Origin of the sequence: Streptomyces sp. NPDC096040, assembly GCF_040303265.1 — a bacterium.
Taxonomy (GTDB): Bacteria; Actinomycetota; Actinomycetes; order Streptomycetales; family Streptomycetaceae; genus Streptomyces.
In genome coordinates, this window is record NZ_JBEOTA010000001.1 from 190795 (window position 1) to 215654 (window position 24860).

Below are 24860 nucleotides of genomic sequence, written 5' to 3' on the forward strand. Positions count from 1 at the left end.
ATCCGCACCGGCCGTACCGCAACCGCGTCCGCCCTGTTGACCTTCACCTTCGGTGAAGCCCCAGCATCGGTGGCAGACGTCGAGGAACACGAGGTACGGCATGAAGTGGCTGACCATCGGCGCCTTCGCGAAGGCCTGCCGGCTGTCGCCGAAGGCCCTGCGGCTGTACGACGAGCTGGACCTGCTGAGGCCCGCCCGGGTCGACCCGGACACCGGCTACCGGTACTACGCGGCCGAGCAGCTCGAACCAGCCCGGCTGGTGGCCTGGCTACGGCGGCTGGGGATGCCGTTGGCGCTGATCCGCGAGGTGTGCGGGTTGCCGGCCGGCCGGGCCGCTCGGGAGATCCGGGCGTACTGGGCCCGGGTCGAGGCGGAGACCGCCGTACGACGGGACCTGGCCGCGTTCCTCGTCGACCACCTGTCCGGAGAGTCGAGAAGGGAAACGACGAAGATGCTGGAGTTGCGTTACGCCGCCCACTCGGACCGGGGGCATGTCCGGCCGGCCAACCAGGACACCGTGTACGCGGGGCCCCGGCTGCTGGCCGTCGCCGACGGATGCGGGGAGGGCGGGGCCCAGGCCAGTGCCGCCGCCGTGGCGGCACTGAAGTCCCTGGAGGACGCGGAGCTTTCGACGGGGAACCTGCTGAACCTCCTTGAGGACGCGGTGCGTTCCGCGGACGAGGCGGTGCGGGGCGTGGCGGAGGGGAGGACGGACGTCGGTACGACGCTCACCGCGCTGCTGTGGACCGGGTCCCGGCTGGCACTGGTGCACATCGGGGACTCGCGGGCGTATCTGCTGCGGGACGGGGAGCTGTTCCGGATCACGCACGACCACAGTGTGGTGCAGTCGCTGATCGACGAGGGCCGGCTGACACCGGAGGAGGCCGAAAGCCACCCGCAGCGGATGCTGCTGGCCAAGGCACTGTCGGGAGGTGAGCCGACCGCGCCGGATCTGAAACTGCACGAGGCTCGGGACGGCGACCGGTATCTGCTGTGCTCGGACGGGCTGACCAGGGTGGTTTCCGACGCACGGATCCGGGAGTTGGTGCGGGGTGGGCGCGAGTTGGGGGATGTGGTGCGGGGATTGGTCGACGAGGCGAATTCAGTGGGCGGTCCTGACAACGTGAGCGTCGTCATCGCCGAGGTCGTGCTCCCCGCCCGCCCGTAGGTCTCGGCCGGACAAGGGGCTGCGGAAGGGCCCTCGTTCGATGGAAAGTCGGGCATGACCGAACTCGGCACCAACGCCCACGCCGACCTTCCCGGACTCCCGCCCCTCGTCCGGCGTGCCGTCGACGCCGCCCGTGCCCAGGGCTTCCCCTACTCCTGTCGGCCCGAGCAGGGGCGACTGCTGCAGGTGCTCGCCGGTGGGGTGTCCGGGCGGATCGGGGAGACCGGGACGGGGTTGGGAGTAGGCCTGGCCTGGCTGGCCTCCGGGGCCCGGACAGATGTGCGGCTCTTCAGTGTCGAGCGGGACGCGGAGCGGGCCCGTGTGGCCGCCGGGGTCTTCGAGGCGCACCCCGAGGTGACGGTGGTCCATGGCGACTGGCGGGACATCGAGGCCTACGGACCGTTCGACCTGCTGGTCCTCGACGGCGGCGGCCAGGGCAAGGCACCCGGCGATCACCCCGCAGCCGTGGAGCACCTCCTCACCCCCGGCGGCACGGTCGTCATCGACGACTTCACCCCGACACCCGGGTGGCCGCCCCTGCACGAGGGCAAGCCGGACCGGGCCCGCCTGCACTGGCTGGAACACCCCGACCTGCGGGCGACAGAGATCCGGCTCGCCCCCGACCTGAGCACGGTCGTCGCGACCCTCAGGGCGGCCCGGCTGTGATCAAGGCCGGTGGCCGGAGTGCGGGTGGGACGGCCTCCGAGCGCGATGCCTGGTGTAGGAAGGGGCTGTCGAGGTTCCGACCGGTGAGGAGTCGTCGCGTGTCCCTTCTGTTTCCGGCCCTGGTGGACGGTCCGGGCGAGCGCAGCGAGACGGGGGTCCCCCCGGACGAAGTCCGGGGGAGGGTCGCCCTGCGGTTCGGCGAACGGTCGTTGACGTACAGGCAGCTCGCCGCCGCCGCGGGCGCCCTCGCCGGCCGTGTCCGGGACGCCGACCGGATCGCCGTGTGGGCGACCCCGGAACTGGAGACGGCCGTCGCCGTCGTCGGCACCCTGCTCGCCGGCCGGGCCGCCGTGCCGCTCAACCCCAAGTCGGGCGACAAGGAACTCGCGCACATCCTCTCCGACAGCGCGCCGGCCGCGGTACTGGCCGCCCCGGGGGCCGAACTCCCCGCAGCCGTCGCCGGCCTGCCGCGTATCGACGTCGACGTGCGGGCCGTCGGGCCGGTCCCCGAGGACCGCGCCACCGAGGCCGACCCGGCCCTCGTCGTCTACACCTCCGGCACCACCGGCCCGCCCAAGGGCGCCGTCATCCCGCGCCGCGCGCTCGCCGCGACCCTGGACGCGCTCGCCGACGCCTGGCAGTGGACCGGGGACGATGTGCTGGTGCACGGGCTGCCGTTGTTCCATGTGCACGGGCTGGTGCTGGGGATCCTCGGGCCGCTGCGGCGCGGCGGCTCCGTCCGGCACCTCGGGCGGTTCGACACCGCCGGCGTGACCCGCGAGCTGACCGGCGGCGCGACCATGCTGTTCGGCGTCCCGACCATGTACCACCGCATCGCCGAGGCCCTGCCCACCGACCCCGGGCTGGCGAAGGCCCTCGGCCGGGCCCGGCTGCTGGTCTCCGGCTCGGCCGCGCTGCCCGTCCACGACCACGAGCGGATCGCGGCCGCCACCGGGCGGCGGGTCATCGAGCGGTACGGCATGACGGAGACACTGATGAACACCAGTGTGCGCGCGGACGGTCAGGCCCGGGCGGGGACCGTGGGGGTGCCGCTGCCGGGTGTGGAGCTGCGGCTGGTGGAGGAGGACGGGTCACCGATCGCTACGTTCGACGGGGAGACCGTCGGGGAGATCCAGGTGCGCGGCCCAAACCTGTTCACCGAGTACCTCAACCGGCCCGACGCCACCGCCGCCGCCTTCACCGCCGACGGCTGGTTCCGGACCGGCGACATGGCCGTGCGCGAACCGGACGGCTACGTGCGGATCGTCGGCCGCAAGGCCACCGACCTGATCAAGAGCGGCGGTTACAAGATCGGGGCCGGTGAGATCGAGAACGCGCTCCTGGAGTGTCCCGGCGTACGGGAGGCCGCCGTCACCGGGGAGCCGGACGCGGACCTGGGCGAGCGGATCGTCGCCTGGATCGTCCCGGCGGATCCGCAGTCCCCGCCCGGGGAACGGGAGTTGGCGGACCATGTCGCCGCTCGGCTCGCCCCGCACAAGCGCCCGCGTGTCGTCCGTTACCTGGACGCCCTCCCCCGCAACGACATGGGGAAGATCATGAAGCGGGCCCTGGGTGTCTGAGAACTGGCCGGTACGGCTCTCCGCCCGGCAGTTCCTCGACTTCGTCGCCGACCCCGGCACCTTCACCGAACTCCCCTACCCGACAAGGGAGTCCCGGCCCGACGGGCCCCTCGGCTGGCAGGGTTACGACGCCTCGCGCGCCCGCGCCGCCGAGCGCACCGGCGAGGAGGAGTCCGTCGTCGTCGGCACCGCGCGTGTCGAGGGCACCGCGGCCGTGCTGATCGTGTTCGAGTTCGGGTTCCTCGGCGGCTCGCTGGGCGAGCGGACCGGGGATCGGCTGGAGGCGGCGTACGCGCATGCCCGCGCCCACCGGCTCCCGGTCGTCCCGCTGGTCGCCACCGGCGGCAGCCGGATGCAGGAGGGCATGCTCGCCCTGTCCCAACTCCAGCGGGTGGCCCGGCAGTCGGCGCTCACCCGGGAGGCGGGGCTGGCGCAGATCGCGGTCCTGCGTGATCCGACGACCGGCGGCGGCTGGGCCACCCTGGGCGCCGGTGCCGATGTGATCCTGGCGCTGCCCGGGGCGCAGGTGGGCTTCGCGGGCTCCCGGGTCCGCCCGCCGGACGCGGACCCGGCGGCGTACACGGCCCAGGGACAGCTCACGGCGGGGGCGGCGGACGCCGTGGTGCCGCTGGAAGAGCTGAAGGCGTCGCTCGGGCTGTGGCTGCGGCTGCTGACCGCACCGTCCGCCACCCCCGTCGACCCGCCGGCCGCCCTCGGTGACACCGGACTGCCCGCCACCGGCTGGCAGGCCGTCCAGCGCGCCCGCGCTCCGCGCCGCCCCCGCGCCCAGGCCTACTTGGACGCCTGCTTCGGTGACCGCCGGGCCGTCCTCGTCGGCGACCGGTGCGGCGGCGCGGATCCGGGCGGGATGCTGTGCGGGTTCGGCGAGCGGGACGGCCGTACCGTCGCCTTCGCCGCGCAGACGGGCACGGCGACCCGTCCCGCCGGGTACCGGACCGCCACCCGTCTGATACGGCTCGCCGACCGGCTCGGGATCCCCGTGCTGACCCTCGTCGACACCCCGGGCGCCGCCAATGACGCCGAGGCGGAACGGCAGGGTGCGGGCGCGGCGATCGCGGAGCTGTTCGGCGCGGTGGCGGCGGCCCGGACGCCGATCACCACTTTGGTCATCGGCGAGGGCGGCTCGGGCGGGGCGCTTGCGCTGGCCGCACCCGGCAACACCTGGGCCACGCCCGACAGTTACTTCTCCGTCATCGCCCCGGAGCTGGCGGCGGCGATCCTCAAACGGCCCCCGCAGGAGGTCGAGGCCACCGCCGACGAGCTGCGGATCCGGCCGCAGGACCTGGTGGAGCTGGGGGTGATCCGAGGCATAGTGGGTCACCCCCAGCGCTGAGTCAATTTCTTGCCCCGTCCCACGTCGGTGAAGGTGACCTTGTCGCCGGTGACCAGGGTGACGGTCGTGACGGTCGTGACGCTCGCGGACGAGCCGGCAGCTGCGGCTGCCGTGGCTGTCGCCGTCGCCGTCGCCGGGAGCGGCCGATCACGAGGCCCGCGGACAGGAGGGTCGCCCCGCGCCCGACGGTTCGTCGTCTTCTCGTCCACGCCTCTTCTCGAAGGGTGCGATCAGGTGCGCCGAGTGCCTCGAAGAGTGTCACGGTGCTTGTGTTGCACGGGTGTTGAGCGGTGCCGGCGGGAAGGTGCCCGGGCGGGTTTCCGCGATGGCACCGGGACAAGGGGCCTCGCCTTCGGCGACAATGGACCGGTTACGGGGTCGATGACGCGGGGGAGGCCAGGGCGCCATGGCGAGAATGATGGAGTTCAAGACCGAGGACGGTGCTGTCGTCCTCGTCGAGTCGGCCGACGGCGTCCCCGGCAGCCGTCCGGTGTCCCGCGACGGCGGTACGGGACCGGCGGCGCAGGCGGCCCGCTCCTTCGAGGGTGCCCTGGACGGGGTGCGGGCGGCCGCCCAGTCCGCGCTGCGGGTCTTCCGGGACGGCACGCTGCGGCCCGACTCGGTGGAGCTGGAGTTCGGGGTGAAACTGACCGCGGAGGCGGGCGCCGTGATCGCCAAGGGCGCCGCCGAGGGCCAGTTGGTCGTACGGCTGAGCTGGGCCTCCGGAGCTGCCGACGCGACATGAGCCGCGCTGCCTGGCACGCCCGGATCGAGTGCGGGGGCACGGTGTCCGGGGCGGGCTTCCTCGTCGCCCCCCGCACGGTGCCTGGATCTCAGCGCGTACGAGCGAGCGCCCCTCCACCTCACCGCCCCTCTGCGGGCGCACCCCGCCCGCGAGGACTTCCATCGGCTCCTCCTGACCGCCCTGCCCACCCGGTGCGGGCCCCGACGCCACGCATCCGCTCAACACCCTCTACGCCTTCGAGCAGCACGAAGCCTCCGTCGAGCAGGCCCTGGCCCACCTCGGCGTCCGCCCCTCGAAATGCCTGATGGCCGGCGTCACCGAAGCCGAGCGGGTGGCGGCCCGGCAAGCCGGCGTCCCGTTCTTCCACGTCGGCGGCGAACCCGGCCTCCGCCCCCTGCTGAAAGCCGCCCGCACCTGTAGCCGGGAAACCCCCCATTCAGCCGCGCCCCACCCGGCCCCCTCCCGAAGGCGCGCCGTCGGAATCCCCCGGAGGATGCGAAGCAGGCCGCCGACCGGCGGTACCACCCCGTACGGCCCGCGCACTCGGGAGGATCTGCCGTGACCGTCAGTCTGGAGCAGTTGCGCCGCTGCCATTTCGCCGTCGATCTGGGAGCCGCCCGCACCCGGGTGTACGTGAAGGGCATGGGCCTGGTCGTCGACCAGCCTTCCGTGGCCGCCGTGAACACCCGTACCGGCGGCCTGATCGCCGTCGGCGAGTTCGCGGAGAAGATGACGGGCCGGACGCCCGACTACATCCGCGTCGTACGCCCCATCTCCGGCGGTACCGTCGTCGACATCGAGATGGCCCAGCGGATGCTGCGTCATCTCCTCGGCGACAAGATCCGCCGCTCCCTGCGCCGCAAGCCCCGGCTGCGTGCGGCGGCCTGCACCCCGCACGACGCCGACCCGCTGGCCCAGCGGGCGACCATCGAGACGCTGGTGGGGCTGGGGGCGAGGAGGGTGGAGCTGGTCGACACGCTGATCGCCGCCGCGGTGGGGTGCGGGATGCCGGTGGAGCGGCCCGAGGCGACCATGATCCTGGTCTGCGGGGCCGCCGCGACGCAGGTCGCGGTGCTCTCCCTCGGGTCGATCGTGTGCGCGGAGCGGCTGCCCGTCGGCGGCGAGGCCGTGGACCGCGCGATCGTGCAGCATCTGCGGCACGAGCACGAGCTGATGCTGCCGAGCCAGTCGGTACGGCCCCTGCAGCTCGCCCTGTCCGGGAACGGCCTCACCCCGCACGGCCCGGCCTCCACCGAGATCCACGGGCGGGACGTGGCCACCGGCCTCGCCCGCAGCGTGCAGGTCGACACCGCCGCCGTACGCGATGCCATCCAGACGCCGCTCACCGGGGTGCTGGACGGGATCGGCAAGGTGCTGCGGGACTGCCCGCCGGACCTGGTCGCCGATCTCGCCGACCGCGGGATCATGATGGTCGGCGGCTCGGCGCTGCTCCCCGGTTTCGACCAGTTGCTGCGGCAGGCCACCGGTATGCCGGTGCACATCGCGGAGCGGCCGGACGTGTGCGTCGTCCAGGGCATCGGGGCGATGCTGGAGGGCCGCATCGAGCCACTGGTGCTGAATCCGCTGGCCGCCTAGCCACTACCGGCGGGCCGAGCCGGCCCGGTCGTCAACTTCCCAGCCGTAGCAGGCATCTGATCGTCGTCCCGGCCGTCCCCGTGTGCACGCGCACCAGGTCCGCCACCAGGTTCACCAGCAGCAGCCCCCGCCCGCCCCGCTGGTCCCTGGTCGCGGGACGGCGCCCTGCCAGCGGGTCGGCCAGGTGCCCCTTGTCCGCCACCTCGCACACCACGTACTCCCCCTCCGCCCACACCCACAAGGTGCCCGAACCACCGCCGTGCACCACGCTGTTGGTGGTCAGCTCGGCGGTGATCAGGGCGAGGTCGTGCAGGCGGGTGCCGGTGAGGCCGAGGCGGGCCGCCTCACCCGTGGCGAGGTGGCGGGCGGTGGAGAGGGAGCCGGCGTCGAAGGCGAAGGCGACGGAGGGGGCGGGCGGCAGCGGCCGGTTGTAGCGGGCGAAGACGGCCTCGGGGCCGTAGGCGGCGCTGGTGTGCGGTTCGGGCGAGCCGGGGCTGCGGTACATCGGGTGGGTGGCGTGGGCGTCGGCCACGGCACGGGAATCCAGGCGGGCGGTGTCGTACGGGCACAGGACGGTCATCCCACGGTCCCGGAACGCAGCGTTGACCAGGGCCTCCAGCTGGACGCAGGCCGGGTACTCGGCGGCGGTACGGCCGGGCCAGACCGATTCCGCGACGATGCGGACCCGGCGGTCGGGCGGCTGGGCGTCGGCGAAGGCGTGCAGCACGCCGGGGAGGATCCGGCCGGGGTTGCGGCCCACCTCCCCCATGTCGAAGAAGCGCACGAGGTCGGCGTCGGCGCCCAGCGCGTCGCGGACGAGCCGGAGGTGCTCGCCGGGCACGGCGACGGCGACCGGTTCTCCGGCGGCCAGCGCGCCCTGGACGAAGGGCACCGTCCCGGCCAGGTACTCGTCCTCGTCGCCGTGGAAGAGGGCGGAGTGGACGAAGGGCACGGACGGTGCGTCGTTCATGAGGACGGCACCTCGTGCGATGCCGGCTCCGGGTTGGTCACGGCGCCTCCCTGCTGCCGGTTGGTACGGCTGCCCCGTGGACGCCGACCCAAACCGGCCCGCCCGCCGCGGGCGGAACTCGCAGGAGCGGCCGGTGCGCGGCATCCCCGCGCACCGGACTCCGTACGGCGATCCCGGCGGCCGCCAAGTACCTGTCAGGCTCGCGCGGGGCACCCCCGTCACCGTGGGGGCACCCCCGGCCGAAGGCTGGGGGGACGTCGGCGAGTGACGACAACGCCTCTGGGGGAGCGCGTGCCGCACCCCACGTCTGCGGCCTGATCCGCCGGACAGACCCTAGTACGGCAGGATTCGCCCGGAAGGCGTCCTGCGGTCGATCTCCTGTCCCCGGGGAGCGGGCCGACGAACAACGCGTACGCGGATCCGACCGTCCATGACGCCCTCCTCTTGCCGAGCCCTGACCCGGGCCTGCCGTCCGGTAGGAGGGCTCTGCCCCGCGACCGGCACCTCCAAGCCTCATGAACGCCGCGAGTTGACAAACCGGCGCCCCCCTCCCCCTCGATCGTTCGACCTGTCGGACATCGTTCGAAAACCCTTGACGCTGCCATGCCCATCGTTTGACACTCTCGCAACGCGAGGTCATCTCCATGTAACGACAAGGGACTTGGCAGGGAGCCGCCCCATGACGCACACCGCACCCCCGCGCGGACGCGCGAGACGCTGGGCAGGCTCGCTCGCCGGACCGGCCGTCGCCTCGATGCTGCTCGGGCTCCTCGGACCCACGCAGGCGGCGCACGCCGACGACAGCCTCTCCGGGAGCAGCCTCACCGACGGCCTCGCCCTCTGGTACCCCCTCGACCCGGCCGACGGAGCCACCGCCACCACCGTCCCCGACGCCTCCGGCCACGGCCTCGACGGCACGGTCAACGGCACCGCCGACTGGTCGGACCCCGGTCAGGGCCTCGGCTTCAACGGCTCCGACACCTACGTCAAGGTCCCGGACGACGTCCTGAAGGGCATGGACTCGATCACCGTCTCCCTGGACGTGCGGATCGACTCGGCCCAGTCCACCCCGTACTTCCTCTACGGCTTCGGCAACTCCAGCGGCAGCAGCGGCAACGGCTACCTCTTCACCACCGGCAACTCCTTGCGCACCTCCCTCGCCACCGGCAACTGGTCCACCGAGCAGACCACCAAACCGGCCGACTCACACAACCTCACCCGCTCGGTGTGGAAGCACATCGCCTACACCCAGACCGGCACCACGGGAGTGCTCTACGAGGACGGTGTCGAGGTCGGCCGCAACACCGCCGTCACCATCACCCCGGGGTCCATCGGGTCCGGCAGCACCCTCGCCAACTACATCGGCAGGTCCGTGTACTCGGGCGACCAGCTCTTCAAGGGCCGTATCCGCGACTTCCGTGTATACGACCGCGCGCTCGCCGAGGACGAGGTCGAGCAACTCGCCCTGCCCGTCGACACCCAGGGCGTCACCGACGACAAGGCGGCGCTGAGCCTCGGTGACACCGGTGCGGTGACCGCCGACCTCGATCTGCCGAGGACCGGTACGGCCGGCGGCTCGGTCATCAGCTGGTCCAGCGACCACCCCGACGTCGTCTCCGACAGCGGCAAGGTGACCCGGCCCGCCGCCGGCTCCCCCGACGCCCACGCCACCCTCACCGCGACCCTCACCAAGGGCACGGTCACCGACACCAGGACCTTCGACGTCACCGTCCTCGCCGACTTCGACGACGCCACCGCCGCCCGGCACGCCGCGGACGTCCTCACCGTCCACAACGTCGACGACGTCCGCGGCAACCTCACCCTGCCGACCACCGGTTCCTACGGCACGACCGTCGGCTGGTCCTCCGCCGCCCCGGCGGTCATCGCCTCCGACGGCGTGGTCCACCGGCCCGCGCACGGTGCCGGCGGGACGAGCGTCGACCTGACCGCCACCGTCAGCAGAGGGACGGCCACCACGACCCGCACCTTCACCGCGCACGTCCCCGAACTCCCCGCCCGGGAAGCCCTCAAGGGCTATATGTTCAGCTACTTCACCGGCGAGGGCACCGCCGACGGCGAGCAGCTCCACGCCGCCCTCAGCAAGGGCAACGACCCGTTGAACTGGCGGGAGTTGAACGACGGCAAGCCGGTCCTCACCTCCACGCTCGGCGAGAAGGGCCTGCGCGACCCGTTCATCATCCGCTCCCCGGAGGGCGACAAGTTCTACCAGATCGCCACCGACCTCAGGATCTACGGCAACGGCGACTGGGACGCCGCCCAGCGCACCGGCAGCAGATCCATCATGGTCTGGGAGTCCACCGACCTCGTCCACTGGACGAACCAGCGACTGGTGAAGGTCTCACCGGACAGCGCCGGCAACACCTGGGCGCCCGAGGCGTTCTACGACGCGAAACTCGGCGAGTACGTGGTCTTCTGGGCGTCGAAGCTGTACGGCGACGAGGCACACTCCGGCGACACCTACAACCGCATGATGTACGCCACCACCCGTGACTTCTACACCTTCAGCGAGCCCAAGGTGTGGATCGACCGCGGCTGGTCGGTCATCGACTCCACGATGATCCAGGACAACGGCACCTACTACCGGCTCTCCAAGGACGAGCGGAACAACACCTCCTCCACGCCCGACAGCAAGTTCGTCTTCGAGGAGAAGAGCGACTCGATCCTCGGCAGCGACTGGACGGCGGTCGCGGCGGGCATCGGCAAGGGGGCGATGAGCGCGGCCGAGGGTCCGCTGGTGTTCAAGTCGAACACGGAGGACAAGTGGTACGCGTTCCTCGACGAGTTCGGGGGGCGCGGCTACATCCCCTTCGAGACCACCGACCTCGACTCCGGCGTCTGGACTCCGGTCACCGACTACGACCTGCCGTCGAAACCGCGCCATGGCACGGTCCTGCCGGTCACCCAGGCCGAGTACGACCGACTGCTGCGCGCCTACCAGCCCGACCAGCTGGTGGAGAGCGTCGAGAGCGTGAAGGCGAGCGCCCGTGTCGGCCAGGCTCCCGTCCTGCCGGCCACCGTCATCGCCGGCTACGCCGACGGTGCCGACCGGCCGGTTGCCGTCACCTGGGACGACGTCCCGGCCTCGGCGTACGCACAACCCGGCACCTTCACCGTCACCGGCAGCCTCCCGGACGGCACCGCGATCCCGGTGCGGGCCGAGGTCACGGTGTCGGAGGAGGGCGACCCCGACGTTCCGGCGGACCTGCTGCTGCACTACGACTTCGACGAGACGGGTGGCGCCATCGCCCACGACTCCAGCGGGCACGGCTATCACGGCACCTATGTGCGTACGCCCGCCTTCGGGACGGGCGTCAAGGGCGGATCCTTCAAGATGTCGGGGGACGCGACGAGTTCGCCGTACGTCAGGATCCCGAACGGTGTGCTGAAGGACGCGGACAGTGTCACCGTGTCGACATACGCGAAGTGGAAGGGCGGCGACAGCTTCCAGTGGCTGTTCGGACTCGGCCCGGACAGCGACAAGTACCTCTTCGCCACACCCTCCAACGGCAGTTCAAGCCTCTACTCGGCGATCACCAAGGCCAGTTGGTCGGCGGAGTCCAAGCTGACGGCCGGCTCACAGCTCACCCCGGGCCGGTGGCGACATGTCACCGTCACCCTCGACGGCTCCACCGGCACGATGATCCTTTACGTCGACGGCGTCGAGGCGGCCCGTACGACCACGACCGTCAAGCCGTCCGAGCTGTACGACGCGGGCAAGGACTACACCGGCTACATCGGCCGCTCCCTGTACTCGGCCGACCCGTACTTCGGCGGCGAGGTCGACGACTTCCGTATCTACGGCCGGGCGCTGTCCCCCGCCGAGGTGATGGAGCTCAGCGGCAACACGGCGGGCATCGCGCAGGTCTCCCACTCCGCCCTGAAGGTCGACGCGATCATCGACGACGCCGACGGCAAGGTCACTCTCCCCATGCGGGAGGGCACCGATCTCACCGCGCTCGCACCGCGGTTCACCCTCGCCCACGGCGCCGCCATCAGCCCGGCCTCCGGGAGCGTGCAGGACTTCAGCAAACCGGTGACCTACGAGGTGACCGGCTCCGACGGCACCCGGCGCACCTGGACGGTCTCGGCGCTCGTGATGAAGAGCCCGGTGCTGCCGGGGCTGAACGCCGACCCGAACATCGTCCGCTTCGGCGACACCTTCTACCTCTACCCGACGACCGACGGCTACGACGGCTGGAGCGGTACGAAGTTCAAGGCGTACTCGTCGACCGACCTCGTCCACTGGACGGACCACGGCGTCATCCTCGACCTGGGCCCGGACGTCGACTGGGCGGACAGCAGGGCCTGGGCGCCGACGATCGCCGAGAAGGACGGGAAGTACTACCTCTATTTCTGCGCCGACGCGAACATCGGCGTCGCGGTGGCCGACTCACCGACCGGCCCCTTCAAGGACGCGCTGGGCAAGCCGCTCCTCAAGGCCGGTGACTTCAGCGGCCAGATGATCGACCCGGCGGTCTTCACGGACGACGACGGCCGGTCGTACCTCTACTTCGGCAACGGCCACGCGTACGTCGCCCCCCTGAACGCCGACATGACGTCCATCGACACCTCGAAGGTCCAGGACATCACCCCGGACGGCTACAACGAGGGCTCGTTCGTGATCAAGCGGGCCGGCACCTACTACTTCATGTGGTCGGAGAACGACACCCGCGACGAGAACTACCGTGTCGCCTACGCCACCGGCCCCTCCCCCACCGGCCCCTGGACCAGGCGCGGGGTGATCCTCTCCAAGGACCTCTCCCAGGGCATCAGGGGCACCGGCCACCACAGTGTCGTACACGTGCCGAACACCGACGACTGGTACATCGCCTACCACCGCTTCGCCATCCCCGGCGGGGACGGCACCCATCGCGAAACCACCATCGACAAAATGGAGTTCGACGCGAACGGGCTGATCAAACCCGTCGTACCGACCCTGACGAGCATCGACCCGGTGACCGTCGTCCACGCGGGCCCGGACGCGACCGGCACCGAGGGCGACGCGATCCCGCTCTCCGGCACGGTGTCGGGCGCCGGTCCCGCCAGGTGGACCCCGGAGAGCGGCGCGCCCTGCACCATCACCGCCCCCGACTCGGCCCGCACCACGGTCACCTGCACCGACAACGGCACCTACACCCTCACCCTGACGGGCGGCCGCAGCACCGACACCACGACGGTGACGGTCACCAACGCCGCTCCGGTGATCACCCACGCCCGAGGCCACGGTGCCCGGCGGGTGGTCGTCACCGCCGCCTTCACCGACCGGGGCGCCTCCGACACCCACACCTGCACCGTCGACTGGAAGGACGGCGGCCGCCCGACGAAGGGCAGGGTCACCGGGACCACCTGCCGTGCCGAGCACGTGTACCGGAGGCCGGGCAGCCATCGGCCGGTGCTCACCGTCGCCGACGACGACGGGGGCACGGTCACCGTGACGGTCCCCGTCGGACCGCGGCACTCGGCGCGACCACGGTCCCACAACACGTGATCACAGGCACTCGAGCGCACCCGCGACCGGCCCGCCCGCTGACGGAGCCTATTTGTGCGCCGTCGCGGTGGGCCGGGGCTCCCTGCCCTCCGCGCGCAGAGGACTCCCGCCGGGACGGGGCCGCGCCGCCGTCACGGTCCCCTTCTCCTGGTGGTGGCGGGGCACGACGTCCTGAGGGAAGGTCAGCTGGGCGTTCATCCACTTCAGGGCGGCGGGCATCTCCCTCACCCAGGTGGGGAAGTTGTGACTGCCGCTCTCGGGCAGGATCGAGACGGCCCGCATGGGCGCCTTGACGGCCTTGAGGAAGGCCTCGGTCTCCGGGTAGCCCTTCTCGCCGTGCTTGCTGTTGGCGACCAGGACCGAGACCTGGGGGACGGGAAGGTGCTTCAGCCGCCACATCAGGTCGTGGCCGTCGATCCGGGCCTGGCGGCCGGGACCGCTGCCGAAGAGGTTGCCGGTGGTGGGGTCGTCCTTGACCTTGTAGTCGGGCGACAGGGCGGCTGCCGTCGTGTAGACGCCGGGGTCGCGCATGGTGAGCTGGAGGGCGCAACTGCCGCCCGAGGAGTACCCCATGACGCCCCAGGAGTTCGCGTCGTGGCCGGCCCGGTAGACGGACCTGATCGCGTCCGGGAGGTCCTTGGCCAGGAACGTCTCGGCCTGCGGTCCGCCGGGGACGTCCACGCACTCGGTGTCGCGCGGCGGGGCGACGGTGGGCCGGATCATCACCACGATCGTCGGCTGCATCTGACCCGTGCGCTGCAGCTCGCCGGCGGTCTGCGAGACCCGCAGGTGCTGGGCGAGGTTGAAGATGCTGCCCGGGTAGCCGCTGAGCGCGACGATCACCGGGAAGCGCATGCGGTGGTACGCCTTCTGGAAGTACTGCGGCGGCAGATAGACGAAGGCCGGATCGACCACGCCGGTGCGCCGGCCGATGATCTTCACCGACTCCACCCGGCCGGCGGCCGCGGCGGGCCCGTCCGGCAGCCCGCTGACCCGGCTCAGCTGCTGGTCACCCGCGGGCTGCACGAGCGACGCCCCGCGGACGCTGCTTATGCCGTTCACCGAGCCGCCGCCGTTCCCGCCGGCCGCCTGCGTCACACCGACCGGAGCGGTGTCGACGTTGCCGAACAGTTCGTTCCAGGAGCCGAAGAACTGGTACGAGGAGTTCACCGCGCACGCGAACGCCGCGACGATCGTCACCTGCGTCACCCCGATGACCCCGAGCCGCCCCAGCACGTGCCACAGTCCCGGCTTGGCGAACCGCGGCCACAGCCAGACCAGCAGCGCCACACACAGGGCGGCCAGCGCCCCGAGCGCGTATACGGTCGTCCGACTGGTCAAACCCATGTCACTCAGTCCCCGATTTCCCTGCCCGTGCGTCGTTGCTTACGCACAGGAGGAGGGCCAAAGAGCCTTCCGCGTTCCGTAACGAGGGATTCAGGAAGAAGACATGACCTGTTAGGCCATGTCGGGCACGGGGTCGCCGCCGAGAGGTGACCGACGTCATTGACACGACGAATCACCGGAGGTTGTCATGAACACATGCTTCTGACCGGGCGCCGTACGCTGCTCGACGGCGCCCGGGTCCAGGCGGCGGCGCGCCCCGGGGTGCTCTTCCACGGTCCCGCCGGCATCGGCAAGTCCACGCTCGTGGCGGCTCTCACCGCCGCCCTGACCGCCGACACCCCGGCGGCCGGCACCGTACTGCACTGCTCGCCCGCCGAGGAGGACGCCCGGCTGCCCTTCGCGGGGCTCGGCGACCTGTTCGCACGGGTCCCCGAGAGCCAACTGGAGACCCTGCCGCCGGAGCCCCGGGCAGCGCTGCGGGCGGCCCTGCTGCGCGGCGGCGGACCGGCGGACGACCGCGGCCTGCTCGCCGTACGCGTCGCCGTCCTCGACGCGCTGCGCGCCCTGGCCGCCGGCGGTCCCGTCCTGCTCGTCGTCGACGGCCTCCAGTGGCTAGACGAGCCGACCGCAGAGGTCCTCGCCTTCGCCGTACGCCGGCTCGACGACCCCGGCATACGGATGCTCGCCGCCGAGCGGGTGGCCGACGGCGACCGGCCCGAGCGGCTGCGCTGCTGCCCGCCGGGCACCGTCGAACTTCCCGTGCCGCCCCTGACGGACGGCGAGACGGCCCACCTGGTCCGAGCCGACCTCGGCGCCGACCTGTCTCCGGCGGTACTGCGGGCGATCCAGCGGACCGCCGCCGGAAACCCCTACTACGCAAGGGAGTTGGGGCGCGCCGCGCTGCGCGCCCCGGCGCCCGCCGGGTCCGGCACGCTGCCGCCGGTGCCCCCGGGACTGCGCACCCTCCTGCTGAAGCAGGCCCGTTCGCTGCCGGAGCCGGTGCGGCACACCCTCCTCGTCGCGAGCGCCGCCGCCCGCCCCAGCCTGACCCTGCTGCGCGCCGCGGGACTCCACGACCCCGCCGCGGACCTCGCGGAGGCCGAACGGCTCGGCATCGCGACGGCCGACGCCGACGGGATCGTACGGTTCCGGCACCCCGTACTGCGGGCGGCCGTGCACGCCGACGCCCCCGAGCACGGCCGGCGGCGGGCACACGCGCGGCTGGCCCGCGCGGTGACCGAGCCCGTGGAGCGGGCCCGCCATCTCGCGCTCGCCCAGCCGTACGAGGACGAGGCCACCGCCCGCACCCTGATGTCCGCGGCCGAGTCCGCCCGCCGCGACGGCTCCCCCGACGCCGCCTTCGAGCTGGCCGCTCTGGGCGCCCGCCGCACCCCCACCGACCGCCCGACGGAGCATGCCGAACGGCTGCTGGCCGCGGCCGAGTACGCCTGCGACGCCGGACGTACCGAGGAGGCCGGAGAGGCCGCTGAGACCGTCCTCGCCCGCTCGGGCTCGGCACCACAGCGGGTGCGGGCCCGCCTGGTCCTGCTGCTCGGCGCCGGGCAGGCGCTGGAGAGCGCCGAGGACCTGATCGCGGAAGGCCTCCAGGACGCGGCCGGCGATCCACGCTCCGAGGCACGGCTGCACCACTGGGCCGCCGTACGGGGGCTGCTGTGCGGGGAGTTGGAGGAGGCGACCCGGCATGCCCGGCGGGCGGCGCGGCAGGCGGCCGCGGCAGGCGACACGGACACCAGGATCGGGGCACTCGCCACCCTTGCCCGGGTGCGGTCCCTGGCCGGGGAGCCGGTCGCCGCCGACGCCGCGCTGGAAGAGGCGCTCGTCCTGGTCGGCGGCGCCGACGGCGGCCCGGAGAGCCGGCGGCTGATCCGGATGCGGGCGATCCTCGCCCTGGACTCCGACCAGGTGGCCGAGGCCCGCGACCAGGTCGTCCGGCTCCTCGCGGAGATCGGTGGGTCGGCCGGGGCCGAGGAGGTGACGGCGACCCTGGTGGCGCTGACCCGCATCCAGGTCCGCGCCGGACACTGCCGTGAGGCGCTGCGCACCGCGGCCCGCTGCTCGCGTGCCATGGCCCAGGCGGCTCCGGCGCTGTACGCGGCGGCGCTCGCCGCGACCACCGGCTCCACCGCCGCCGAGGCCCGGCGGCTGGCCGCACAGGCGGTACGGGCCTCGGAGGCCGACGGCGACCGGCTGTTCCTGCTGCGTGCGCTGGCGGTGCTCGGGCAGGCCGAACTGCTCGGCGGCGATCCACGCGGGGCGGCGGCCGCGGTCGAGGCGCTGGAGCGCGTCAAGGAGTTGGGCGAGGCCATGTGCGCCGCCGACCCGCCCCTGCTCCACTGGTACGCCGACCTGGCCGAGGCCCTGGTCGTCCTGGGCGAGACCGACGCGGCCGGGGCCGTCCTCCGCGACGCACGCGCGCGCGTGCCGGACGGAGCACCCGGCAGCGTACTGGCAGCACTGGAACGGGCGGAGGGCCTGCGCGAGGCGGGACTCGGCCGGGCGAAGGAGGGGGCGGTACGGCTGCGCACGGCCGTCGAACGTCTCCGTCACCTCCCGCTCCCCGTCGAGCTGGTACGCGCCCTGATCGCACTCGGCGCGGTCGAGCGCCGGGCGCGTCGCCGGAACGCGGCCCGCGAGGCGCTCGCCGAGGCCCTGGAGACGGCGACCCGGATCGGCGCGGCTCCGCTCGCGGCACGGGCCCGGGACGAGCTCGCCCGGCTGGCGGCCGGGGAGCGCGGTGGCGAGGCGGGCGCCGGCGGGCACGAACTCACGCCCGCGGAGGCCAGGATCGCCGAACTGGTCGGCGGCGGGGCCACCAACAGGGAGGTCGCCGCGGAGCTGTTCATCAGTGTCAAGACGGTGGAAGGGGCCCTGTCCCGGGTCTACCGCAAGTTCGGCGTCCGCTCACGCACCGCGCTGGCGCACGCCATGGCGGTCGCCGTCATCGCGTCCGGAGCGGCGGTGGACGCGGGCGGCGACGACCAAACCGGTTCTGTCGCACAGACGATGACGATCAGTCTGCCCACGCGCGTCCGCACCCCCCGCACCTTCGACACCCGCAGTTAACACGCAACGCAAGGGTTACCCCGCTTATGGGGGTGGGCCGGCAGTTCCTACGGTGATCCCGTTCCGCTCGCGGGACACCCTCCCCACCCCCCACCCCCCCACCGGAGGACTTCAGTGAAGTCACGCCTGAAACTGCTCGGTCTGGTCGCCGCACCGGCCCTGATCACGGCGGTCGTCCCCGCCGCCTACGCGTCCGACGCCCCGCACACGGCCCGCGCCGCCGTCGCCGGGGACGTCCTGCCCGGCCTGAAGCACAACGCGTCCCGCACGGGCAAGGTCGCGGCCGGCAAGCGGATATCGGTGGCGATCAGCCTGACTCCCAGAGGCGGCAAGGCACTTGACACCTTCGTGGCCGAGGTCAGCGACCCGCACTCGGCCTCGTACGGCCACTACCTGACGAAGCAGCAGTTCGCGGCCCGGTTCGGCCGGACCGACGCCGAGGTAAAGAAGCTCAGGGACTACCTGCGTTCGCAGGGGGTCACCGTCGGCAAGGTGCACTCGGGCAACCTGCTGGTCGACGCCAGCGGCACCGCCGCCCAGCTGCAGAAGGCCTTCGGCACCGAGCTGTCGACCTGGAAGGACGCCTCCTCGGGCCGCTCCTTCTACGCCAACGACAGCGCGCCGACGCTCCCGTCCCCCCTCGCCTCCCTGGTCAGCGACGTCGCGGGCCTCAACAACCGCGTCCAGCTGCACCACCAGGCCACCCCGCACACCGTCTCCCCGCACAACGGCCCCGGCGGCGGCTACACCCCGGCCCAGCTCAAGGGCGGCTACAGCGTCTCCGGCACATACACCGGCAGCGGCCAGAAGATCGCGCTGCTGGAGTTCGACGGCTTCCAGCAGTCCAACATCACCAAGTACGACACCAACTACAGCCTCGGTTCGCCCACCCCGACCGTGCAGAAGGTGGACGGCGGCTCGGGCTCGCTCGGTGACGGGCAGGTCGAGGTCGAGCTGGACATCGAGGTGCTGCACGCGATCGCCCCCAAGGCGAACGTCACCGTCTTCGAGGGCCCCAACTCCGACGCCGGCGAGGTCGACACCTACCAGGCCATCGTCGACAGCGGCATCCCCACCACCTCGATCAGCTGGGGCGCCGCCGAGAGCGCCCGCACCACCTCCAACATCAACGCGGTGGATGCCGTCTTCAAGGCGGGCGCCGCCGAGGGCCTCGGCTTCTACGCGGCCTCCGGTGACGACGGCTCCGACGACGCGGGCGACGGCGGCACCTCCGTCGACTACCCGGCCAGCGACCCGTACGTCACGGGCGTCGGCGGCACCAAGCTGACCGTCACCTCGTCCAACGCCTTCAGCAAGGAGGTGGCCTGGTCCGGCGGCGGTGGCGGCAAGTCCTCCGTCTTCAAGATCCCGAGCTGGCAGACGGCCGTCCAGAAGAGCGCGGGAGGCGGCTACCGCCAGGTCCCGGACGTCTCGGCACACGCCAACCCCAGCCCCGGCGTCTCCATCTACTCGCAGGGTTCATGGTCCTCGGTCGGCGGCACCAGCGCCGCGGCCCCCGAGTGGGCGGCGTTCGCGGCCCTCTACAACCAGCAGGCCGCGGCAGCAGGCAAGGCCAACCTCGGCTTCGCCAACCCGGCCCTCTACTCGGCGAACGGCACCGGCTTCCACGACATCACCAGCGGCAGCAACGGCGCCTACTCCGCGGCCTCCGGCTGGGACTTCACCACCGGCTGGGGCTCGTACAACGCCTCGACCCTGGCGACGAAGCTCCTCGGCTGACGCCACCGCCTGAACCACCGGATGCGTCCGGCCCGGCCCCGAGTCCTGCCTACGGACCCGGGGCCGGGCTGGGCCTTGCGGACCCCGCCTCGCCGGAGCGGGTCAGGATCCGCCTGGGCCGGACCAGGGGGCCGGGGTACTCGGCCGGGGACCGCCCCCCGTGAATCGAGTACGGCGGAGAAGGAGGCAGCGATGAGCCCCGCCCGGTCCGCCGGCCCTCCCCGCCGGAGCGTCCTGGTTCTCGACGCCGGATCCTCCAGCCTGCACATCACCCTCTTCTCGGCCGCCGGCACCCGGATCGCGGGCCGTGACTCGTCCGCGCCACCCGGCCCCGAGTCCGACGTGGACCTGCGGGACTTCCTGGCCACCGTGCCCCCGCCCACCGCCGTGGGACACCGTCTCGTCCACGGCGGGCCGCGTCTGACACATCACACGGTGATCGACGGACGGATCCGCCAACTGCTCGAAGAGGTCAGGAACCTGGCGCCGCTGCACCTGCCGCCCGCCCTCACCGTGGTGGACACGGCACGGGAGCTGCTGCCGGACGTGCCCCACGTGGCGTGCTTCGACACCGCGTTCCACCGCGACCTCCCGGCCGCCGCCCGTGAGTACGCCGTGCCGGAACGGTGGCGTACCGAGTACGGGATGAGGCGCTACGGCTTCCACGGACTGTCCTACGCATGGTGCCTGGAACGGACCGCCGAGGTGCTGCAACGGCCTGCCGACGGCCTCCAGGCCGTGCTCGTCCATCTGGGCGGCGGCTGCTCCGCGTGCGCCGTTCGCGACGGCCGCAGCATGGACACCACCATGGGCCTCACCCCGCTGGAGGGACTCGTGATGAGCCGCCGCAGCGGCAGCGTCGATCCCGGGGCCCTGCTGTGGCTCCAGCGCCGCCACGGTCTGACCGCTCGTGAGGTGGAGGAGGATCTCCACCGGCGGTCCGGTCTCCTCGGCCTCTCCGGCATGTCCGGGGACACCCGGGACCTGATGCGGGCGCGCAGGCGGGGGGACAGGGCCGCCGAGGCGGCGCTCGCCGTTTTCGTGCACGGCTGCCGGCGCGGCATCGCCGCCATGGCGGCCTCGCTGGACCGCCTCGACGTGCTGGCCTTCACCGGCGAGATCGGCGTGGACCAGCCCGAGGTACGCGAGGAGGTGTGCGCGGGGCTCCGGGTCCTCGGCGTGCGGGGCGGCCTGGCCGTTCCGCCGCTGGAGGAGCTGTTCGAGGAGGGTGTGCGCAGGATCGACGGCCCGGGCGCAGACGTGCCCGTGGTCGTCGTCGCGACCGGTGAGCCGCAGCAGATCGCCGTCGAGACCCGGCGGGTCCTCGAGTCGAGGGACGTGTGGTCCGGCGGCGTCGCACGGCCCGGCGCGTTGTGAAGGCCCCGTCCTGGGGCTCGGTGAACACCCGCGGCTTTGTCCTGGCAGGTGGAATGCGGGCAGCCGTATTCGTCCTGGCATGCGCAGGCGGCCCGTGGCACCCCCTGCGACCCTTGACCGGGTGATCGCCTGTCGATGAGCCGGCGAGTCGAGGAGGAGGCGAGAGACATGACCGTCATGGGGGTGTCCGCATTCGAACGGTTCTTCCGCGCGGCCGCGAGCCTCGACGTGGACAAGAACGACCTGAAGCGTTACAGCGAGTTCGTGGACGACAAGCTCTACGATCTCCTGACCGTCGCGCAGGCCGCGGCCAAGGCGAACGACCGGGACACCGTCGAACCGTGGGACCTGCCGATCACCAAGGGTCTCCAGGAGAGCATCCACCGGTTCCGGCGGCTGGACCAGGAGGTCGAACTCAAGCCCGTCCTCGAGCAGCTGGCCAAGCACCCCCCGCTCGACCGGGCGCCGACCGAGGAGACCGAGGCGCGATACCCGGAGATCCTCGGCGGGCTGAGCGTGGCTCTCGCCGACACGTTCAGAATCGTCTTCCCGGACCTCAAGAACCCTCAGACCAGCCACTGGGAGACCGTCACGAAGGTCTTCGACCTACTGCTGTAGCTTTCGGGGCGGCGTCCCCGTACTGCGGTAGGTGCAGATGCCCAGGGCGAGCATCCAGTAGCTGAGGATCGCGCCCATCAGGGCGGTGGTGCCCCAGCCGCTGCCGCGTAGAAGTGCGCGGGAGTGTCGCCGAAGAACAGGGACGGCACGAAGGCCAGGTTGCACCCTGCCAGGGCGAAGGCGGAGCGGCCGGTCCAGCGCGGCAGCAGGTTCGTACGGGAGATGCCGTAGCCCACCGCGGTCAGGAAAAGGGCGAGCAGGAGGCGGCCGATCGACCCGTAGAGGATGTAGGTGCCGCTGACCGTGACGGTCGGGTCGATCGGGTGGTCGGCGGCGATGACCGCGCCGGCTTCCAGCCCGCTGGAGACCAGGGTGATCGTCGCGTAGACCAGTCTGGTGGCGAAGGCCATGGTGCCGACCCATTCGTAGGCGGGGTTCGCCACCTTGACCAGTTCGCGGAAGGCCGTCACGAACACGATCATGAACGCCAGCGCGACGATTCCGATCAGCAGCCTGGCCAGGACGTTCGAGTCCGGCGGCGGGCCGGAGTAGACGAAGTACAGAGGTACTTCGACGATGAAGAGGGCTGCGGTGACGATGGCGGCGAGGCCCGTCAGGCGCCTGGCGACGGTCTCGTTCATGGGTGTCCCCCGGGGTCCGTTGTGGTGAATTCCAGTTCCTCGTTGCTTCGTCGCCGGGCCTGGACACCGGATGAGGGGTGGCCCTACCGCCACCGCTCACGTGCGTGCCGGCGGTCGTCCCCGTGGTCACCCGAGGGCGTTCCAGAACGCACAGTGGTGTCGGGTCTGCACCGTGCGGGTGGGGACGACGTGGTCAGGCGCCAGGGACAGCACCGTCTGCCGGGGCCAGTGCGGCGACGACGGTCCGTTCGGGTCGGCGGTGCGGGCGAAGCGGGTCCAGTAGTCGATCATGGTGTCGGCCAGCCGGTGCTGGGCCGCGGTCAGGTCACGGGGGCGGCCGCCCAGGTCGAACAGGTAGGGCAGTTCGCTCGCGTGCGGTGCGCCGAGCGGGAACGGCGGTGTGCCCGGGGTGAGCGGCGGGGCGTGCTCGTCGGCGAACTCGTAGCGCCATACGGGCACATGGGCGGCGAGCAGGCCGTCGGTGCGCGCCGTCGGGCAGGCGAAGTCGGCGTCGCCGATGACCGCACCGAACACGGGACCCCCGTCGGTGCGGTGCACCGGGTACTCGCGGACGATCGCCTTCGCCTGCCCCGAGGACCGCCCCGAGGAGGGGAAGAAGGCGGCCACTACGTCGGGCCAGGTGTCGGGGGTGACGGGGTTGCCGGCCTGGATGATCCCGGCGGCCCAGCCGTTGCCCTCGTCGTGGTTGTCGCCGATGAGCACGGGGACATGGTGGAAGTGGCCGGCGGCGATCGCCACCGCGGGGTCGACCGGCAGCAACGGCGTGGTGTGGGCGGGCTGTTGATCGGCGTCCTGGGCCGCGAGCAGACGGGAGACGTCCACGCGCCGCAGGCAGGCCAGGACGTCGCGGGCGGAGCCGCAGCCGGCCTTCGCCGCGAGGTCCGCGCCCGCGGTGCGCGCCGTGGGCAGGGGGACGGAGGACGGCGCGAACGGCCGGTCCGGGCGGCCCGTGCAGGGTCCGCTCTCGATGATCGCCCGGTCGAAGAGTCCCGCGGCGGCGGGTGAGGCGAGCTGGGCGCAGACGCTGTAGCCGCCCGCCGACTCGCCGGCCAGCGTCACGTTGTGCGTGTCACCGCCGAAAGCGCCGATCTCGGCACGGACCCAGCGCAGCGCGGCCTGCTGGTCGGCCAGGCCGAAGGTGCCGGAGCCGGGCAGCCCGCTGTGCGCGAGGAACCCGAGCGCTCCCAGGCGGTAGTTGACGGTGACGACCACGACATCGCCGCGGACGGCCATGCGGTGGGCGTCGTACGAGCTGCCCGCTCCGGTGGTGAAGCCGCCGCCGTGCAGCCACACGATCACCGGCCGGGGGCGAACCGGTCCCGCGCCGTCGGGGGTCGTGACGTTCAGGTGGAGGCAGTCCTCGTCGGTGCTGCCGCCGGGCACCTCACCGGCCGGCTGCGGGCAGGCGCTCGCGGGCCGGGTCGCGTCCCGTACCCCGGACCAGGGGGTGGCGCGGTGGGGCGGCGCCCAGCGCAGCCTGCCGACCGGGGGCGCCGCGTAGGGGATGCCCTCGAAGGTGCGGTAACCGTCGTGAGCGGCGCCCCGCACCGGGCCGTCGTGGGTGAGCACCGTCGTGGCGGCGGCGGGCCGGGCGGGCTCCGTCGTGCGTACCGTCGTGGCGGTGGGCCGGGCGGGCTGCGTCGGTGGCGCCTCGGACCAGGCCGTCGCGAGGGCGGCGGTCAGGGCGCAGGCCAGGGTGGTGGCCAGGAGGCGGTGGATGGTCATCTTCTCCCCGTTCGGTCAGCTGCCGCCCATGCCGCCCTGTGCGGCGATCATGGTCGTCGGCAGAGCGCGTACAGCTGTCTCCAGGCCGGGCGCGAGGGCGGCAAGGCGCCCCGTGCAGGCGTCGACACGGGCCCGGAAGGTCTTCTGGTCCTGCCGTGACAGGACCGAGCGGATGCCGCCCGCTGCGGCCAGCGCCAGCAGCGCGGCGTCGGCGGCGGGGATCTCCCGCACGGGTCCGTCCCCGTGCAGCGCCGTGGAGAGGCGGGCGCGGAGTGCGGCGGGCACGGCGCGGTCCGTCACGGTCACCCGCCGGGTACCGAAGCGGGTGCGGGGCGCCTTCACGGTGAGAAGGCCCTCCGCGGCGAGCCGGTCCTCCACCTCGGTCAGGGTCCGCTTGCGGTGGCGGCGCACGAGAGCCTTCCAGCCGTGCCCGGCGGCGTCGCGCAGAACGCCGTCCAGGACGGGGTCGCCGGTCGGTTCCGTGCCGGACACGGTGACCGTGCCGCCGTCCTCCCCCAGCCGGCCGCGCAACGCGAGGTCGACCAGGGCGGCGGCACGGACCAGCAACTCCGTCCGGGAGCGGTCGTAGGGGCCTTCGGCCGCTTCGTCGTGGGCGAGCAGGTACAGGAGGCAGGCCAGGTCGTCGGTCATACCTCGACGCTATGGCCGGGTACCCGGCTGCGGATCGGCCGCAGGAGTGGACCGGCGCTGGGAACACG

At 72.6% G+C, this 24860-nt stretch carries 14 protein-coding genes and 2 pseudogenes; 11 read left to right on the forward strand and 5 right to left on the reverse strand.

Annotated features, from left to right (window positions below; genetic code table 11):
• Positions 1–100 precede the first annotated feature (100 nt).
• From ABTY98_RS00930 to ABTY98_RS00955, 6 genes are all read left to right on the forward strand, one after another.
• Entirely contained in the window at positions 101–1168 is a 1068-nt protein-coding gene (locus tag ABTY98_RS00930; RefSeq protein ID WP_352218711.1) for a MerR family transcriptional regulator, read from the forward strand.
• Between the two features lie 54 nt (positions 1169–1222).
• Positions 1223–1834 (forward strand): O-methyltransferase, encoded by a 612-nt coding sequence (locus ABTY98_RS00935; protein WP_352218712.1) that lies wholly within the window; start codon positions 1223–1225, stop codon positions 1832–1834.
• A gap of 98 nt (positions 1835–1932) precedes the next feature.
• Positions 1933–3414 (forward strand): acyl-CoA synthetase, encoded by a 1482-nt coding sequence (locus ABTY98_RS00940; RefSeq protein ID WP_352218713.1) that lies wholly within the window; start codon positions 1933–1935, stop codon positions 3412–3414.
• On the forward strand, positions 3407–4768 hold the full coding sequence (locus tag ABTY98_RS00945; RefSeq protein ID WP_352218714.1) for a carboxyl transferase domain-containing protein: 1362 nt from the start codon (positions 3407–3409) through the stop codon (positions 4766–4768). Before ABTY98_RS00940 ends, ABTY98_RS00945 begins: the two co-directional genes overlap by 8 nt.
• A gap of 406 nt (positions 4769–5174) precedes the next feature.
• A complete protein-coding gene (locus ABTY98_RS00950) occupies positions 5175–5513 on the forward strand; it encodes a CU044_2847 family protein (protein WP_352218715.1) in 339 nt (112 codons plus the stop codon).
• A gap of 558 nt (positions 5514–6071) precedes the next feature.
• Positions 6072–7109, forward strand: a complete 1038-nt coding sequence (locus ABTY98_RS00955) for a rod shape-determining protein (protein ID WP_352218716.1) — start codon at positions 6072–6074, stop codon at positions 7107–7109.
• 31 nt (positions 7110–7140) lie between these two features.
• Here ABTY98_RS00955 and ABTY98_RS00960 read toward each other — a convergent pair whose 3' ends face one another.
• Positions 7141–8079: an anti-sigma factor RsbA family regulatory protein gene (locus ABTY98_RS00960; protein ID WP_352218717.1), complete on the reverse strand. Its 939-nt coding sequence runs from the start codon at positions 8077–8079 to the stop codon at positions 7141–7143.
• Positions 8080–8758: 679 nt separating this feature from the next.
• Here ABTY98_RS00960 and ABTY98_RS00965 point away from each other — a divergent pair.
• A pseudogene (locus ABTY98_RS00965) lies at positions 8759–13543 on the forward strand (family 43 glycosylhydrolase); the annotation flags it as partial.
• Positions 13544–13636: 93 nt separating this feature from the next.
• On the opposite strand, the gene ABTY98_RS00970 reads toward ABTY98_RS00965, so the two are convergent.
• A complete protein-coding gene (locus tag ABTY98_RS00970; protein WP_352218719.1) occupies positions 13637–14935 on the reverse strand; it encodes an alpha/beta hydrolase-fold protein in 1299 nt (432 codons plus the stop codon).
• Between the two features lie 195 nt (positions 14936–15130).
• Between ABTY98_RS00970 and ABTY98_RS00975 the strand changes: the two genes are divergently transcribed.
• From ABTY98_RS00975 to ABTY98_RS00990, 4 genes are all read left to right on the forward strand, one after another.
• Positions 15131–18019 carry an AAA family ATPase gene (locus ABTY98_RS00975; RefSeq protein ID WP_352218720.1) on the forward strand — a complete coding sequence of 963 codons (2889 nt, stop codon included), beginning with the start codon at positions 15131–15133 and terminating at the stop codon, positions 18017–18019.
• A 114-nt stretch (positions 18020–18133) separates the two neighbouring features.
• A complete protein-coding gene (locus ABTY98_RS00980; RefSeq protein ID WP_352218721.1) occupies positions 18134–19759 on the forward strand; it encodes a S53 family peptidase in 1626 nt (541 codons plus the stop codon).
• A 192-nt stretch (positions 19760–19951) separates the two neighbouring features.
• On the forward strand, positions 19952–21136 hold the full coding sequence (locus tag ABTY98_RS00985; protein ID WP_352218722.1) for an acetate/propionate family kinase: 1185 nt from the start codon (positions 19952–19954) through the stop codon (positions 21134–21136).
• A gap of 168 nt (positions 21137–21304) precedes the next feature.
• Positions 21305–21754 carry a DUF1931 family protein gene (locus tag ABTY98_RS00990; protein WP_352218723.1) on the forward strand — a complete coding sequence of 150 codons (450 nt, stop codon included), beginning with the start codon at positions 21305–21307 and terminating at the stop codon, positions 21752–21754.
• Here the strand turns inward: ABTY98_RS00990 and ABTY98_RS00995 are convergent.
• From ABTY98_RS00995 to ABTY98_RS01005, 3 genes and pseudogenes are all read right to left on the reverse strand, one after another.
• Positions 21743–22395: pseudogene (locus ABTY98_RS00995) on the reverse strand (hypothetical protein). The gene ABTY98_RS00990 and the pseudogene ABTY98_RS00995 overlap by 12 nt on opposite strands.
• Positions 22396–22521: 126 nt before the next feature.
• A complete protein-coding gene (locus tag ABTY98_RS01000) occupies positions 22522–24141 on the reverse strand; it encodes a carboxylesterase/lipase family protein (protein ID WP_352218724.1) in 1620 nt (539 codons plus the stop codon).
• A 15-nt stretch (positions 24142–24156) separates the two neighbouring features.
• The gene (locus ABTY98_RS01005; protein ID WP_352218725.1) at positions 24157–24792 is read right to left on the reverse strand and encodes a GOLPH3/VPS74 family protein; all 636 of its coding nucleotides are present in this window, start codon (positions 24790–24792) and stop codon (positions 24157–24159) included.
• Positions 24793–24860: the final 68 nt, after the last annotated feature.